15 protein-coding genes and 1 pseudogene are annotated in these 17075 nt (G+C 28.7%); all 16 read right to left on the reverse strand.

The genetic code is table 11. The annotated features are described in order from the left end of the window. Window positions 1–3: 3 nt before the first annotated feature. Window positions 4–357, reverse strand: coding sequence for a small basic family protein (locus tag IR152_RS09140; protein WP_227451515.1), 354 nt, complete (start codon window positions 355–357; stop codon window positions 4–6). 98 nt (window positions 358–455) lie between these two features. After that, window positions 456–1130 (reverse strand): DUF881 domain-containing protein, encoded by a 675-nt coding sequence (locus IR152_RS09145; protein WP_227451518.1) that lies wholly within the window; start codon window positions 1128–1130, stop codon window positions 456–458. Between the two features lie 4 nt (window positions 1131–1134). Then, entirely contained in the window at window positions 1135–1833 is a 699-nt protein-coding gene (locus IR152_RS09150) for a DUF881 domain-containing protein (protein WP_227451520.1), read from the reverse strand. A 22-nt stretch (window positions 1834–1855) separates the two neighbouring features. Further along, window positions 1856–2596 carry a cell division protein FtsQ/DivIB gene (locus tag IR152_RS09155; protein WP_227451522.1) on the reverse strand — a complete coding sequence of 247 codons (741 nt, stop codon included), beginning with the start codon at window positions 2594–2596 and terminating at the stop codon, window positions 1856–1858. A 269-nt stretch (window positions 2597–2865) separates the two neighbouring features. After that, window positions 2866–4092, reverse strand: coding sequence for an undecaprenyldiphospho-muramoylpentapeptide beta-N-acetylglucosaminyltransferase (murG, locus tag IR152_RS09160; protein WP_227451542.1), 1227 nt, complete (start codon window positions 4090–4092; stop codon window positions 2866–2868). A gap of 17 nt (window positions 4093–4109) precedes the next feature. Continuing rightward, window positions 4110–5240 (reverse strand): stage V sporulation protein E, encoded by a 1131-nt coding sequence (gene spoVE, locus IR152_RS09165; protein WP_227451523.1) that lies wholly within the window; start codon window positions 5238–5240, stop codon window positions 4110–4112. Window positions 5241–5291: 51 nt separating this feature from the next. Beyond that, window positions 5292–6647, reverse strand: coding sequence for a UDP-N-acetylmuramoyl-L-alanine--D-glutamate ligase (gene murD, locus IR152_RS09170; protein ID WP_227451524.1), 1356 nt, complete (start codon window positions 6645–6647; stop codon window positions 5292–5294). Window positions 6648–6665: 18 nt separating this feature from the next. Next, complete coding sequence (gene mraY / locus IR152_RS09175) at window positions 6666–7634, reverse strand: phospho-N-acetylmuramoyl-pentapeptide-transferase (protein WP_003427000.1); 969 nt, start codon at window positions 7632–7634, stop codon at window positions 6666–6668. A gap of 40 nt (window positions 7635–7674) precedes the next feature. Beyond that, window positions 7675–9048, reverse strand: coding sequence for a UDP-N-acetylmuramoyl-tripeptide--D-alanyl-D-alanine ligase (locus tag IR152_RS09180; protein WP_227451525.1), 1374 nt, complete (start codon window positions 9046–9048; stop codon window positions 7675–7677). 166 nt (window positions 9049–9214) lie between these two features. Continuing rightward, on the reverse strand, window positions 9215–11194 hold the full coding sequence (locus IR152_RS09185; protein ID WP_227451527.1) for a stage V sporulation protein D: 1980 nt from the start codon (window positions 11192–11194) through the stop codon (window positions 9215–9217). A gap of 11 nt (window positions 11195–11205) precedes the next feature. Next, a complete protein-coding gene (locus IR152_RS09190; RefSeq protein ID WP_227451529.1) occupies window positions 11206–11553 on the reverse strand; it encodes a hypothetical protein in 348 nt (115 codons plus the stop codon). A 498-nt stretch (window positions 11554–12051) separates the two neighbouring features. Continuing rightward, window positions 12052–12987, reverse strand: coding sequence for a 16S rRNA (cytosine(1402)-N(4))-methyltransferase RsmH (rsmH, locus tag IR152_RS09195; RefSeq protein ID WP_227451531.1), 936 nt, complete (start codon window positions 12985–12987; stop codon window positions 12052–12054). 28 nt (window positions 12988–13015) lie between these two features. Continuing rightward, entirely contained in the window at window positions 13016–13762 is a 747-nt protein-coding gene (gene lgt, locus IR152_RS09200; protein WP_227451532.1) for a prolipoprotein diacylglyceryl transferase, read from the reverse strand. Between the two features lie 362 nt (window positions 13763–14124). Then, window positions 14125–15411, reverse strand: coding sequence for an EF-P 5-aminopentanol modification-associated protein YfmH (yfmH, locus tag IR152_RS09205; protein ID WP_227451534.1), 1287 nt, complete (start codon window positions 15409–15411; stop codon window positions 14125–14127). A gap of 14 nt (window positions 15412–15425) precedes the next feature. Further along, window positions 15426–16691, reverse strand: coding sequence for an EF-P 5-aminopentanol modification-associated protein YfmF (gene yfmF / locus IR152_RS09210; protein ID WP_227451535.1), 1266 nt, complete (start codon window positions 16689–16691; stop codon window positions 15426–15428). 257 nt (window positions 16692–16948) lie between these two features. Then, window positions 16949–17075 (reverse strand): annotated as a pseudogene (mraW, locus tag IR152_RS09215) (16S rRNA (cytosine(1402)-N(4))-methyltransferase); the annotation flags it as partial.

Here is a 17075-nt window from a genome sequence, read left to right on the forward strand (position 1 = left end):
TCTTTAATTTCTACGCTTTTTATTCATAATATTACTAATAATATATCGCCTAATTATGGATAAATTATTAAACAATCTCATACCAAAAACTAATACAGCAACATAATAAAGAGAAACTCCTAGTTTTTCTCCTATATAAGTCAATAATATAGCCAATATAGCATTACCTATGAAGCCAGTAACAAAAATTACATTATCATAGTTATCTTTAAAACTGGATTTTATCGCTCCAAAGATAGAATCCATTATTGCAAGAATAGCTACTGACATATATATGGAATAATCCATAGAATATGTAAATGGAATATAGTAACCTACTACTACACCAAATGCTAATCCTCCTAAAACCCATAACATAAATCTTCACCTCTTTATTTTACTTTGAAACACAACTATATTACAATCCTTTTTATTAATTTTTTTTACTTTTTCTTTATTTTTTTGTATTTTTCGTTTTATTTTGCAAATAAATTCACTTTATTTCCATTATTTTCCTGTATTTTTATATTGATTCCATATATATCCTTAAGAGACTTAGCGTATGATTCTGGAGAGTTTATAGCGGCACTCAATAAATCTATATCTCCTATAGCTTTTATTATAAATGGTTGTCCATATGTAGTATCATTTACTGTAATAGTAGCTCCTGAACATTTTATCTTACTTATTGCTAGTACTCTTTCCCCATTTATAGAAATTGCTTTTGCACCCGCCTTTTTTAAATCATTTAAAACTCTTAAAATATCTATATCATGTATAATCAAATCATTTGGATTCTGCCCATCTTTTAACTCTCTCTCACTATCCTTCATAGTAATAGTTATGCCTGGTCCTGTAATAGTTGAGTAACCACTTAATTTTTTAACTTCTTCAAGCTCTTTTTGCATAAGTGTTTGAATAGATTCATTTCCATTCTCTTTTGCTTCTTTATATTCATTCAAAGTTTTTTTGTTGTTTTTAAGCGTTTCTTTTAAATTTTTTATTTCTTTTTTTGTATTTTCTACCTCACTCTCAATACTTTCAGTTTGACTTAACGTTATGTACACCCTATTGGGGTCTAGTGATTTTGTATAGGTTGATATGAAAACGCCTAATATGAATGCTCCTAATATAAATATTTTCTTTTTCATACTATTATTTCCCCTCTACTTTGTTTATATCACTATGCCCATCTATTTCTATATTATCTTCTTTAGTCACTTTTACTTTAGCATTATAATACGTTTCTATTTCCCAGACAATACCATACTTTATATTGAGTGCAGAAGCCAATGTATCAGAATCACCAATTGCTTTTATTATAATTGGTTCTTTTATAACAGTGTCATTCATATAAAGCTTGTCTTCTTTTAAATACATATATGTATTAGAAACTATTCTCTGGTCGTTTATAGATATGGCACTTGCTTGTGCGGAATTTAATTTATTTATCATTGATAATAATAAATCATAATTATATAGTACACTATCGTTCTTATCAAAGTTTCCTAAGTCTTTTGTAGAATTTATCTCAATTTTTATACCTGTTCCTTCGACATCTGTATATCCAGCTAATGTTTCATATTTTTCTATCTCTGACTTAAGTATATCTTGTTCTCCTTCATTATTTTTGCCTCTATAAGTCTCTATATCTTTCTTCACACTATTAACTTCTGACTGTAAATCCTCTTTTTCTTTTTTTAAAGATTTAAGTTCTTCTGTAAGTTGCTCTCCTCTTTTAAAAGTTGTCATCCCTCTATTTTCTATATTAATAATTTTAAGTTGTAAACTAACAAGAACACCCAATACAATACTTCCTATGACTATACTTTTATTTATAAATCTTTTTTTCAATACATCACTTCCTTACAATTGTCTATCCTTCTGGACTATACACTGCCAACTTCCCATAATTAAGATTTATAGTCCCTCCATTAGTATTTTTATTTTGCAAATCAATTAGAATTTTACTTACCCTAGATATATTATAATCTAAGTTATCATCATTAGAAAGTAAGATTTTTATATTGCTTCTTGTAAGCATATCTATATTGCTTTCTTTCCTTAAGTTTACATAATTTACTTTTCTATAAAGTCCTTCTTCTTTTAAATAATTTAAAGTTTTGAATACATTCTCCTTAGTTTTATAATTTTTAAATTTTATAGATTTAGTATCATCTACACTATAATCTACATCTACTATTAAGTCTTTTTTACTTTCATTAGAACCTCTAAGTTCTTCCAACAAGTTGCCTTTTTTATCTATATAACAATAATTATCTTCATCTTTTAATACTGCAAATATTTCTTTTTCTTTTAAACTTATAATTATCTTATTGGGAAGTTTTCTTTTTATCTCCACATTTTCTATATATGGATTTTTTATAAGTTTATTTTTCATATCTTTAAAATTGTATGCAAATATATTTTCATGTAGATTTATATTTAGTTCTTTCATTATATTTGATTTAGTTACCCTCTTATTTCCAATTACATCTATTTTCTTTACATCAAATAAATCGCTTTTTACAATTATACATATACCAAAAGATAACATAAGTATAAAGACTAAAACTATCATGACATTATTCGTATTTAACTTTCTTCTTTTTTTCAAATACAATCAACCCCTTTGGTTAATAAATACACCTTTAGAGCTTATTTTTCCTACAAAAAAATTATAATATTTAAAGTCAAATTTTTCCATTTTGTCACATAACATCCAAATAAAGTATTAAAAATTAGAAATAAATCAATATTTCATCAAAATAAATATAGTATGCTACATACTTTTTATATATTTAAATTTGTATACATACAAATAAACCCCTAATTTATAATAATTTAGAAAATCTAATATATTATAAATTAGGGGTAAATATTTATTTACCTTTTCTTTATTCCTATTACCTTAGCTTGACTTTCTATACTCGGAGTCGTTTCTTTTTTTATTTCTTTTACTTCCTCAACAATTTTTTCTTTTTTTGTTTTTTTAGAAGTTGACTTTTGCGTTAAATTGTATACTTTTATTATCTCATCGTATATAAGGTCTATGGCTTCAGGCTTCCCTATAGTTTTACTTGCATTTGCCATATCAACCAAAAGTTCTCTATCTCCTAAAAGTTTAAATACTGCTGTATTTAGGCTTTCTGGAGTTAGATTTTTTTCTAAAATAGCAATCCCTGCTCCTTGCTTTTCTATACTCTTAGCATTATACTCTTGATGATTTTCAGCAGTATATGCTTTAGGTATTATTATAGATGGTTTTCCAAGAGCTGTTATCTCAGCTAATGAAATTGCTCCTGCACTACCTATAACTAAATCACTTGCTGCAAGTGCATTTGCCATATCTTCTAAGTAAGGTACAACCTTTTGGTATGGCTTAAGATTTATATCGCTAATACTTTCCATAAATTCATCATAATAGCTTTTGCCTGTGGCAAATATAAAAGCTATATCTTCATTTACCATGTTCTTTATTACAAGTCTCATTGCATCATTTATTTTTCTTGAGCCTCCACTACCACCATAGCAAAGTACCATTCTTTTTTCTTCACTTATTGATAGATTTTTTCTTGCAATATTTTTTCTTGATAACAAAATTTCTTTTCTAACTGGGTTTCCTGTGAAAACCAACTTTTCTTCTGCTGCCTCAGGAAATCTTTTATGTGAATCTTCAAAACTTGTAAGTACCTTTGTAACTGTTTTGGATAAAATCTTATTAGTTACACCTGGAAAAGAATTTTGCTCATGTATTATGGCTGGTATTTTCCCCATAGATGCATTAAATAAAACAGGTCCACTAACATATCCACCAGTTCCTATAACTACATCTGGCTTAAATTTCTTAACAATCTTTCTTGATTGTTCCAAACCTTTAAAAAGCTTAAAAACTCTTTTTACATTATCGAAGTCTATTTTTCGCTTAAAACCTTGAACTGTTACAGTCTTTAATTCAAATCCATACTTAGGAACTATTTCTGACTCTATTCCTTTTTCCGTCCCAACAAAAATTATCTCGGCGTCTGGATGCTCATCTCTTATTTTGTTAGCAATAGCTATAGCTGGATACACATGCCCTCCAGTTCCACCGCCTGATAATAAAACTTTCATCAAATCATCATCTCCTGTTAATTAATTTTGACATGCTTTGAGATGTTTAACACTATGCCTACAGCTCCCATAAAGATGGTGAGTGAGGTTCCTCCATAACTTATAAATGGTAGTGCTACACCTGTAGCTGGCATTGATGATGTTGCAACTGCTATATTTAAAGCTGCTTGTATTCCAATTTGTGCACCTATACCTATGACAACCATACAAGCAAATACATTAGAAGTCTTCAAAGCTATTCTTACACATCTGTAGACTAAAGCTACAAATAGCATAATAACTATTATACAACCAATCAATCCTAACTCTTCTCCTATTATAGCAAATATAAAGTCATTTTGTGGCTCTGGTATATAAAAATACTTTTGTTTACTCTTTCCTAAGCCTAAACCAAACAATCCACCTGAACCTAGTGCATATAAACCTTGTATTACCTGATACCCCTTACCAAGAGGGTCTTGAAAAGGGTCTAAAAATGATGTAACACGACTAAGTCTATAGGGTTCAGCAATTACTAATGCAGCAAATAAAGCAGCCCCACTTCCTATCATAGCAAATACAATTTTCATATCCATTCCAGCAACAAATATCATTACAAAAGTAACCAGAATTACAGTACCTGCTGTTGACAAATTTGGCTGAAGTATTATCAACGCAAAAAATATCCCTGGAACTACGAGAAGTGGTACAACACCTTTTGTCAAAGATTTTATTTTATCATAATTTTTTTCAATTAATTTTGCAGTTAATATTATTGTAGCAAACTTTGCTATTTCTGCAGGCTGAAATGTTAAAGCACCTATTCCCAACCATCTTTTTGCTCCATTTGCTTCTATCCCTAAAGGGGTTAAAACCAACAATAATAGTACTACTGCTATAGCTCCAATTGCTGTAGCATTTTTCTTCCAAAAACTATAATCTATTCTCGATGTAATAATCATAACTATAAATCCAAGTACAGCATATATTACATTCTTTTTTAGAAAATAGTACGCATCATTGTGTTTAAATGAAGATTGTATAAAACTTGCGCTAAACACCATAACTATTCCTACAAATACTAAAAGCATAGTAGTATAAAACACTACTCCATCAAACTCAGTCTTCATCCTTACGTCAATTTGTTTTTTCAAATTTTCTTTAGGCATCCAACTAATCTACCTCCATTCTTCCATTTAAGTAAGTTTAGAGGTAAGAGATTATTTTAAATTGTTTACATTATCTTTGAAGTCTTTTCCTCTTACTTCAAAACTTTCATACATATCCCAACTTGCACAAGCTGGTGAAAGAAGCACTATATCTCCACTTTTTGAAATTTCATAAGAAGTCTTAACTGCTTCTTCCATATCTTTTACTATATGTATGTCATTAAATCCTTTATTTTTAGCACAATTTTCTATATTTGATGCAGTTTCTCCTAATAAGACCAATGATTTAACATATGACTTTGCAGTTTCAAGAAGTTCATCAAAATTACTTCCCTTATCCATTCCTCCTGCTATAAGTATTATAGGTCTATTGTAAGACTGTACAGCTTTTATAGTAGAATCTGGATTAGTTCCTTTTGAATCATTTACATATATTACATTATCTAAGTTTCTTACAAACTCTTGTCTGTGTTCCACTCCTTTAAATGTCATAAGTACATCCTTTATAACTTCTAAGTCAACTTTACAGACATATGCTATTAATATAGCTGCCATACAGTTTTCTAAATTATGACCTCCAGGTAAGCTTACATCATCTTTATTTAGAAATTTTATTTTTTCATCTATATCTATTATTATGTCATTATTTTCTAAATATACTCCTCCATTTACTTTTTGAGTTCTTGAAAAGTAAATTACTTTAGCATTGCACTTATCAGCTAGGCCTTTTACTATCTCATCATCATAATTTAATACACAGAAATCCTCAGCAGTTTGATTCATAAATATATCTGCCTTTGCTTCTATATATTTTTCCATAGTATGGTGTCTATTTAAATGGTCTTCTGTAATATTTAATATAGCACTTACTTTAGGTCTAAATTCATCTATACTCTCAAGCTGAAAACTACTTAGTTCAGTTACAAGCACAGACTCTTCATTTGAAGTTTCTATAGTATCTATTACAGGATTTCCTATATTCCCAACTACATATGTATCTCTTTTGGCTCTTGAAAAAATTTCTCCTACCAAACTAGTCGTAGTTGTCTTGCCATTTGTACCTGTAATTCCTATAAAAGTTGGATTACTTGATAATTTAAAAGCTAATTCTACCTCACCAATTATATACTTGCCTGAATTTTTTAATTTCAATATGAATGGCAAGTCTAGTGGTACTCCTGGAGACACTACAACCATATCTATGCCATCCACATCTTCTGGATGATGCCCTAATATGTATTTTATGCCGTTTATAGATTTCAATTCATCAAGTATGTTTCTCAATTTATTTTCATCTTTTATATCATTCACTATTATACTCGCACCCAATTTATCTAAATGTTTAATTGTAGATATACCAGTTTTTGCAAGTCCTACTAATAAAACTTTTTTTCCTTTTAAGTCCATTTTTCATTCCCCCTAGGCCTAAAATACTGCTATTATACTTATCCAAGCTAAAACAACTGTAATAATCCAAAAAATAAATACAACTCTTGTTTCTGGCCAACCACACTGTTCAAAATGATGGTGTATTGGAGCCATCTTAAAGAATCTCTTTCTTGTTGCTTTAAAATATCCAACTTGAATCAAAACTGATAGAGCTTCTGCAAAATAAATTCCTCCAATTATAGGTATTATAAGCACTGAGTTAGTTAGCACTGAAAATGCTACAACCGCACCACCTAATGCCATTGAACCCGTATCTCCCATAAACACTCTAGCCGGATATGAATTAAATCCTAAAAATCCTAAACATGCTCCAACAGTTGCTGCTGCTAAAACTGCAACTTCTGTATTTCCAGCAATAGAACTTGCAAATAGCATAAAGAATACAGAAACTATTAAAGTTACTCCTGATGCTAATCCATCTAACCCATCAGTCAAATTTACAGCATTTACTATTGCTACAATTATAAACATCATTATCGGTATATATAATATTCCAACGTTTATTACAAAATCCGTAAATGGTATCATAAGTTGTGAAGCACTTGATGATGATGTATACTGATAAAAAGCAACATAAAAAGATAATGCAACTTGAAGGATTATTTTTTGATATGCTTTTAGTCCAAGTGACCTTTTTAGCTTTATTTTTATAAAATCATCTAAAAAACCAATAAAACCAAAACCAGCAATACATATAAGACCAACTGCCATGTCATGACTGACCTTTACTCTTGTAAGCCCAGTTATTAAAATTGCAACTATCATTATAATTCCACCCATAGTAGGTGTTCCATTTTTGGCTAGATGCGTTTGGGGTCCATCATCTCTAACTGTCTGACCAAATTTAAATTTTCTAAGCATCGGTATAAATATTGGCCCTATTATAATTACTATTAAAAACGCAATCAATGCGGTATACGTAAGCTCTGTTATTCCTAACATCATAAAACTCCTCTCCCTTGTCAATCAACTCATTAGTTTAAGCTTATTTATTTAGATATTCGACTATTTTTTCTAATCTCATGCCTCTTGAGCCTTTTACTAAAATAGTGTCTCCTGTTTTTACTAATTCATCTATCTTGTTAAGTACATCTTCTCTATTCTCAAAGTGATATATATTGGCTGAATTGAATCCTAATTGTTTTGCCTCTTCTCCAATAAACACTGAATTTTCACCTATAGTTATTATAATATCAGTATTATTCATAGATGATTTTCCAACTAATCTATGACCATACTCTGAAATTTCACCCATTTCTAGTATATCTCCAAGTATTGCTACCCTTCTCCCTTTACATCTTCCAAGTATCTTTAAAGCAGCATCCATAGAATCTGGACTAGCATTATATGAATCATTAATTATTGTCAATTTTTCATTTTTTATTATATCTAGTCTCATTTTTGTCCCTTTAAAGTTTTTTAAACCTTTTTTTATATAATCTAAAGAAATATTTAGACACAAACCAACCAATATAGCAGACATTGCATTATATATATTATGTTCTCCTATTGTTGGTATAAATATTTCCTCTTTTTTTCCATTTATAACACATGTAAATGTCAAACTATCCTCTTCCATAGTATAACTTTCACAATAAATATCATTATTTTTATTGAAGCCAAATGTTTTTAACTTATATACATGTTCTTTTTCTTTTAATGTAGATAAAAACTTATCATCTCCATTTACAATTAAAGTATTTGTTTCATCAAAGTTTGAAGTAATCTCCATCTTTGCTTTTAAAATACCTTCTTGTGAACCTAGTTTTTCTACATGTGATAATCCTATATTCGATATGACTGCAATTTTGGGATTTACTATATCCACTAGATATTTTATTTCATTAAATCCAGACATACCCATCTCTATTACCGCACACTCATGTTCTTTATTTAGATTAAATAAAGTCAATGGAACTCCAAAATGATTATTTAAGTTTTTTTCATTTTTTAGTATATTTAACTTTGCAGATATAGCAGAAAATATCATATCTCTAGTAGTAGTTTTTCCTACACTACCTGTAACACCTATAAATGGAATATCAAATTTTTCTTTATAATATCTTGAAATATCTCCTAGAGCCAAAGATGTATCTTTTACCTCTATTAAATTTATATCCGAACTTTCTAATTTTATTCCATTACTTTCATTTTTTATAAAAGTTTTACATCCACTATCATATGCGGACTTCATAAATGTATGCCCATCTAAATTTTCTCCAACTATGGCTACAAATGCACTTTGGGCATTTGCTTCCCTGCTATCTATAACTATATCACTTACACAGTCATTATAATCTCCATATATTAACTTCCCATTAGTTGCAAGTACTAACTCTTTTATTGTTAAGCACTCCATTATCAAACTCCTCCTTTAAAACCTTAGCTATATTCTCTTAGCAACAAAAGGCAATGTATACCGTTATATATACATTGCCTACGATAACTCTTAACTTTATAATTATATACTATATTTCTGTTTTTTTGAAGATGTTTATGGGTATATGTTAATTATCTGTTACTTTTTAGTTTTCAAAATATAGAGTTATACTTGAGTCTTCATTAACTTTTACTCCAGGTTTTGGGAATATATCTTTTACCTTTGTATCTTCTGGAAGTTCTATATCTGCATCTAAATCTGGTTTTAACTTCACATCTTCCAATGCCTTTACAGCATCACCGATTTTTAGATTTCTTACATCTGGCACTTTAACTTGTTTCTTTTCATACTCAGCTTTTTCTTCTTCTTTATACACTGGTTTAACTCCTAAATATTTTAAAGAATCATTCATTATTTCTTTCACTATTGGTCCTGCTGTAGTACTACCAAACGCACTTACTCCTGTTGGTTCGTCAACAATAGCAAGAACTACTATTTGTGGGTCATCACAAGGTGCTATTCCAACAAATGAACATATATACTTTCCTGGAGCATACTTACCATCTATAACTTTTTGAGCTGTACCTGTCTTACCACCAAGTCTATAACCTGGTATATATGCTATCTTTCCTCCACCTTCAGTTACAACTGACTCTGCAATTTCTAACATTTTCTTAGATGTTTCTTTAGATATAACGCTTCTTACTTTTTTTGGTTTTACTGTTTCAGTTATATTACCTTTATTGTCAGTATAAGATTTTACCACCCTTGGTTGCATTAAATCTCCACCATTAGCTATTGATGATATAGCTGTTATAAGTTGTATTGGAGTTACTGATATAGATTGACCAAATGATATTGTAGCCAATTCAACTGGGCCTACATTTTTTTCGTTATACAATATTCCCTTAGCTTCTCCTGGTAAATCTATACCTGTCTTATCCATAAGACCAAATGATTCTATATAATCATACATTTTTCCAACACCCAGTCTACTTCCTAACTCAACAAATACTGGGTTACAAGAATTTTGTACTGCTTGTTTAAACTCTTGTGTTCCATGAGGTCTATAATGTCTCCAACATTTAATCTTTCTTCCTCCAACAGTTACACTACCTGTACATGTGAATTTTTCTCCATCTTTAATTACTCCTTCTTCAAGAGCACTGGAAGATGTAATAAGTTTAAATGTAGAACCTGGTTCATATGTATCACTTACTGCTGGATTTCTCCACATTTGATAATATCCTTTTATTTTATCTTTATCATTATACTTTTCAAGCTCTTCTTGATAATATGGATATATTGGCGTTCTTGAATCATTAGGGTCATAATCTGGTTTTGATGCTAGAGCAAGTATATCACCAGTTTTAGGGTTCATAGCTATTGCAGTAACCTTTTTTGCATTATTTAGCTCATACGCTTTCTGTACTGCTTTTTCAGTATAGTGTTGAATTACTTCATCTATAGACAACACAAGACCGTTACCTTGTACAGGCTCATAATATTTTTCCATTCCTTGTGGTATTTCTCTTCCTGAAGCATCAGTACTTACTATAAGTTTTCCAGGTTTTCCTTTTAATTTTTTATCATATTGCATTTCTATACCAGATATACCCGTTGCATCTGAAGAAGTATGTCCTAGTACATATGGCGCAAAATTCCCATATGGGTAATATCTTTGATTATCTTCTGCTACCCATATTCCACTTAATTTAGCATCTCTTATTTGACTTGCCTTATCATCATCTATCCATCTTTTCACTTTTACAAGAGCCATATTTTTTTTGCTTATTAAAGCGTAAATATCTTTATAATCTTCGTCCAAAATATCAGCTACCTTTTCAGCTGCTTCCTTTTTATCTTCTACTTCTACAGGTTTACACCAAACAGTATACTTAGTTACGCTTACTGCTAACTCTTTCATATTTCTATCATATATAGTTCCTCTTTTGGGTTCTATTGGTATATCTCTTGTTTGTTGTTCTAGAGCTTTTGTACTTAACCAATTTCCTTTCATAAGTTGTAGGTACCCAGTCCTAATAACGAGGCAAAAAAACAATGCACATGCTAGAATAAGAACGAGTACTAGTCTTTTCTTACTTATTCTCTTTACTTTTCTCAAATCTATTCCCCCTAGTTATCCACATCTATATACTTTATTTGTCCATCTTTTGGATAGTCCATATTGAGCAATTCCTTTGCCTTTAGCTCAATTTCTTTTATCGATGTTTTTTCAGTTTCTTTTGCCTTTAGTTCCTCTAATACTATCTCCTTTTTTCTTAAATCTTTTTGTAAATAATAAATATCGTACCTCATTTCTGAGATTTTTGAATAACCACATAGATTCAATATTATTACTGCAAAAGTTGCAATCAATAAAATGCATTTAGCCCCTATTTTTTTATTATTTCTCTTTTTATAATTATTCTTTTTCTTATTTTTATATTCATTTAGATTATGTATTTTATAATTTTTTTTCAAATTATCACCCCAATAGTATATAGTTTAAATTTTCCTCTATACTATATTTGTTGTTAATCATATTTCCTCCTCTAAAATTTCATCGCTAAATTAATACACTATTGCACAATCTAATTGTATTTTTTTCTATACACAACAAAAAACCTATAAATTCACTTATACTTTTATATTGAATCTATAGGTTAGCTATTAATTTTTATTTAAATTTATCACTTATAGTATCTTTAGATAATTTCTTCCATAAATACAATATGTAACTATTTTATCTATTTTCGATTACTAATCCCTTTATCATATTACATAATATTACCTATATATATTTTTTATGTCTCAATCTTCATTATACATATCAATAACAAGTAACTGTTGCTCACACTTCTTATAGTATCAATTATTTTATAATTACCTTACTAGTACAACAGAATATATCATAATCTTTAATTTATTATAAGAAATCTTATTTATATAGTACTACTCTTTAATCTTAAATTCTATAAGTTATATTTTTTCTACTACTCTTAACTTAGCACTTCTTGAACGCGGATTTACTTTTATTTCTTCCTCACTAGGTAATATTGGTTTTCTAGTTATTATTTTTACTTCAGATTCTTTGTCACATTGACATATAGGCAAATGTTGTGGGCATATACAATCTGATGCTAGATATTTAAATGCATTTTTTACTATTCTATCTTCTAATGAATGAAATGTTATTATACAGATTCTTCCACCTTCATTCATTATGGAAGAAGCATCATTTATCATCTTTGTAATTACTCCAAGTTCATTATTTACCTCTATTCGTATAGCCTGAAAAGTTCTTTTGGCTGGATGAGGTCCATCTATTCTAGCTTTTTTAGGGATAGCCTTTTTAATTATATCTACCAATTCACCTGTAGTTTCTATTGGTTTATTTGCTCTTTCTTCAACTATAAACTTGGCTATTCGTTTAGCCCAGTTATCTTCACCATAATCTTTTATTATCTTAGATAGTTCCTCTTCTGTATAAGTATTTACAACATCATATGCAGAAAACTCACACCTAACATCCATTCTCATATCAAGTGGCGCATCCTGCATATAAGAAAATCCTCTATCAGCTTCATCAAGTTGATGAGATGAAACTCCCAAATCAGCTAATACACCATCAATCTTATAAACTCCTATTTTTTCTAATTCCTCTTTTATATTTTCAAAATTACTGTGAATAAACTTCACTCTACCTTCATATTCACTCAATCTCTCTTTTGCTGTACTTATAGCATTTTTATCTTGGTCAAACCCTATAAATAATCCCTTATCTGACAGTTTTTTTACTATTTCTTTAGAATGTCCTGCTCCTCCCATGGTACAGTCAACATACACTCCATCTTGCTTTATATTTAAATTTTCTATACACTCATTCAAAAGAACTGATACGTGATGAAATTCCATAGTTACCTCCTTAAATTTACTTTTTAAACTATTCTTCATTAATATTGTTTTTATTTTTCTTTGATAAATAGATATGTGCAATTATACCACCAATAACCCCGATTAGACTTATAACTTGTGCCATTCTAAGTGGACCTAACATTAAACTATCTGTTCTTAATCCTTCTATAAAAAATCTTCCAATTGAATATAAAGTTATATAAGTGACTATAACTTGACCTTCATATTTTTTATTTTTTCTAAATAGTAATAAAACTATAAATATTCCAAAATCCCATATAGACTCATATAGAAAAGTTGGATGTACCTTCACTCCATCAACCATTATTCCCCAGGGTAAATTAGTAGCACCTCCATGTGCCTCTCCATTAATAAAATTTCCCCATCTCCCAATAGCTTGTGCTAAAGGCATTCCAAGTATAACTGTATCAGCCATTTTTAAGAAATTAATATTTTTGACCTTAGTGTATATATAACCCGCTAATATTCCACCAATTAACCCTCCATGTATAGCAAGTCCACCACCTCTAAAATTAAATATTTGAGACATATTTTGAGCATAATAACTCCAATTAAATACTACATAATAGATTCTTGCACAGATTAATCCAACTGGTATTGCTATTATAGCTATATTTAATACATCATCTTCTTTAATTCCTACTCTTTTTGACTCCTTTATTGCTATTAAAGTCCCTAAAATCATTCCACATGCCATAAGTATTCCATACCACATGATGTCTATTCCAAACAGTGTAAATGCTACTCTATCCATAACGTCACCTCTTTGTATAAATTGAAAATATCTCCAAATAAATATGTCATAATTACAATTAATTGTAATTATACTAAATTATGATAACATATTAATGTTAATTCTACAAAAAATATTAAATTTTATTGTATAAACACCTATAGTATATTACATATATTATACCAATATAATTAATGTAAAATTCTTTGAAATCAAAAAGATTGGTGCATGTATACACCAACCTCTTATATATTTTATTTATACTTATTAAATTTTTCAACTTAATTTATATAAATATATTTTACAAGTCTATTTCTTTTTAGAATAAATATTTAAACACACAATCTAAAATTTAACTGGTTATTCTTATTATAGTTAAACTTCTATTTAGGCTCCACAATAGAAATAACACAATATTCTTCTTTAAAATGTTCCTTTAACCTTTCTTCAACTTCCTCAAAAGTAACATCTTTAATAACATCTAAATAATCCAAGATATTTATATCCTTAAATACATAAGATATAAAACTATTTCCTATAAAGTTTATAGAATCAAAACACTTAATAAATGACCCTATTTTTTTCTTTTTAGTTCTTTCAAACTCTTCTTTTGATAATCCTTCTTTTTTTGATTTTTCTATATACTCAAGAATTATCTCTTTTACTTTTTTAGGTTCTTTAGAATCTCCAGCTATTATACTAAAAGCATAATCCACTTGAGACGAAAATCCAGCTCCAAAATTTTCATTTATTAACCCTTGCATATACAAATCTTCATAAAGCTTACTTCCTTTTTTAAATAGCATACCTACAAGAATATCAGTTACAATCTCTTTACGCAAAAGTTCTTTCCCTTTTAAACCTACATTACTATCTTTAAAACCTATATTAAACATAGGAATAGATATAGGGAATTTTTCTATAACTTCTTTTTCTTTTACACTTTCTGGTTCTTCTGGATAAAATCTCTCTATACTCTTAGAAAGTTTATCTACTTCGTAATTGTTTGATTTTTTAGTTACATCTATAACTTTCTCTACATCTAAGTCGCCAACAACAAATAAAGCCATATTCCCTGGATTATAGAAAGTGTTATAACATTTATATAGTTCTTCTTTAGTTATCTTATATATACTATCTACTGTACCAGCTATATCAATTCTAGTGGGATAATTCACATACATTGCCTTCAAACAATTAAAGTATACATTCCAATCAGGGTCATCATTGTACATTTTTATTTCTTGTGCTATTATACCTTTTTCCTTTTCAACATTTTCATCTGTAAAATAAGGTGTTTGAACATAGTCGATTAGATGTTCTAAACTTTCATAAAAATTCTCAGTAGCAGAAAATAAGTATGCTGTCATTGTAAAATTAGTAAACGCATTTGCGTTTACTCCTAATTTAGAAAATTTATCAAATGCATCTCCTCCATCAGGTTGCTCAAACATCTTATGCTCTAGAAAATGTGCAATTCCTTCATTCACTCTAATTTTTTTATCTTCCCCAATTGGTACAAATTCCAAATCATTCGAGCCATAATTAGTAGCCAAAATAGCATACTTTTTCATAAATCCTTTTTTTGGCATAAAATATACATCCAGTCCATTTTGCAATTTCTCATAATAAACTTCTTCTCTCAATATATCATTAACTATTTTTTCCATAGACATCTCCTCCATTAATTTCTTAAGAAGTATATAGTATCAAGTTCTATATTTTTTATAGCTTCAACTATATCCTTTTTAGTAACTTTTTCTATACTAGATATTATGTCCTGCACTTCAGAATTTGTCTTTGCCATAGACTGAGAAAAAACAAAATCAGACATACCACCTATATTATCAGTTATAGATTTCATAGAATTAACTAAAGCAAGTTTACTATTTTCTAATTCTTCATCAGATATATCACCTGCTTTTACACTTTCTACTTGTTCTTTTATCAATTCCACAGCTTTATCATAATCCTTAGTTTCTATACCAGATGATATAAACATGATACTTTTGTACTTCTCTATTGAGGAGAATATATAGTAGCATAAGCTTTCTTTTTCTCTTACATTAACAAATAATTTAGAGTGTGGTCCACCACCTAAGACATTAATTCCAACTACTAGAGCATAATATCTATCTGTATCTGCATAATCCACATTTGCTCTATAACCCATAACTAACTTACCTTGAGTTATTTCCATTTGTTCATCTATAACCTTTACCTCATCTACATTTTTTATAAAATCCGCTTTTGGTATAGCTATAATTTCTTCTCTTTCAAACTTTAAATTTTTACTTATTATATCTAAAACTTTATCTTCATCAAAATTACCTTCTACAACTATATCTATTGGTGATGTTTTAAGTATGTTTTTATAATGTTCATATAAATCTTTTGAAGTTATACTATCTATTTCATCTTCATAACCAAATTCACTTACACTATATCTCTCACCTTTACACATAGCCTCAATACATTTATCTTGTGCATATTCTTTTTTATCATTTATTATTGACTGTATTTTTTCTCTTAAATTTTCTTTTTCAATATTTAAATATTCTTCTTTAAATCCACCATTTACAACAAGTGTGTTATTTATTACTTCATTAAAAAACTCTACTACATCTTCAAATATACTTTCATCTAAATATTTTTCACTTATATTGATTATTTTAAAACTCAATACTTGACGTTCTCCACGTTTTACAGCATCAGCTCCCATAGATGAACCATATAAATCATCTAATTTATTGGATATTGCTCTAGCACTAGGATATTTCGCACTCCCACTTGCTATTATTGATGGTATCAGAGCATTTTTTGTAGTTTCTTTTTCATCCAATAATCTCTGAACATATAAACTTATAAGATTCGATTTAAACTTTTCTGTTTTTATCAAAGTAAGATTAATATTATTACCTAAATTTATTATTTTTTTAGTATTAACCATATGTACCTCCTATTTTCATTTAAACATCAATTTTTGAATTGAAATTTATTTATTTTTTAATTGTATACACTTGCATATAAAAACCTTCTATTTAATTATATCCTTTTTATTATTTTCTAAAAGCAATATTTTTATTTAAATTAAATACAAATATTATTTAAGTCAATATACTTTAAAGTCTAGTTTACAAGCTTGATATATATGATGTATAATTAATATGTATGCCTATAATTAAAACAATTTTGTAATCCCACAGAATCTGACAGTTTTTTTACTATTTCTTTAGAATGTCCTGCTCCTCCCATGGTACAGTCAACATACACTCCATCTTGCTTTATATTTAAATTTTCTATACACTCATTCAAAAGAACTGATACGTGATGA

The sequence above is a fragment of the Clostridioides sp. ES-S-0108-01 genome (genome assembly GCF_020662285.1).
Classification (GTDB): Bacteria; Bacillota; Clostridia; order Peptostreptococcales; family Peptostreptococcaceae; genus Clostridioides.

Excerpts from the sequence above, each read along its gene's own strand:
- IR152_RS09140 (WP_227451515.1), bottom strand. The coding sequence starts at position 357 with ATGTTATGGGTTTTAGGAGGATTAGCATTTGGTGTAGTAGTAGGTTAC.
- IR152_RS09145 (WP_227451518.1), bottom strand. The coding sequence starts at position 1,130 with ATGAAAAAGAAAATATTTATATTAGGAGCATTCATATTAGGCGTTTTC.
- murG (WP_227451542.1), bottom strand. The coding sequence starts at position 4,092 with ATGAAAGTTTTATTATCAGGCGGTGGAACTGGAGGGCATGTGTATCCA.
- spoVE (WP_227451523.1), bottom strand. The coding sequence starts at position 5,240 with ATGCCTAAAGAAAATTTGAAAAAACAAATTGACGTAAGGATGAAGACT.
- murD (WP_227451524.1), bottom strand. The coding sequence starts at position 6,647 with ATGGACTTAAAAGGAAAAAAAGTTTTATTAGTAGGACTTGCAAAAACT.
- mraY (WP_003427000.1), bottom strand. The coding sequence starts at position 7,634 with ATGATGTTAGGAATAACAGAGCTTACGTATACCGCATTGATTGCGTTT.
- IR152_RS09180 (WP_227451525.1), bottom strand. The coding sequence starts at position 9,048 with ATGGAGTGCTTAACAATAAAAGAGTTAGTACTTGCAACTAATGGGAAG.
- rsmH (WP_227451531.1), bottom strand. The coding sequence starts at position 12,987 with ATGGAATTTCATCACGTATCAGTTCTTTTGAATGAGTGTATAGAAAAT.
- lgt (WP_227451532.1), bottom strand. The coding sequence starts at position 13,762 with ATGGATAGAGTAGCATTTACACTGTTTGGAATAGACATCATGTGGTAT.
- yfmH (WP_227451534.1), bottom strand. The coding sequence starts at position 15,411 with ATGGAAAAAATAGTTAATGATATATTGAGAGAAGAAGTTTATTATGAG.
- yfmF (WP_227451535.1), bottom strand. The coding sequence starts at position 16,691 with ATGGTTAATACTAAAAAAATAATAAATTTAGGTAATAATATTAATCTT.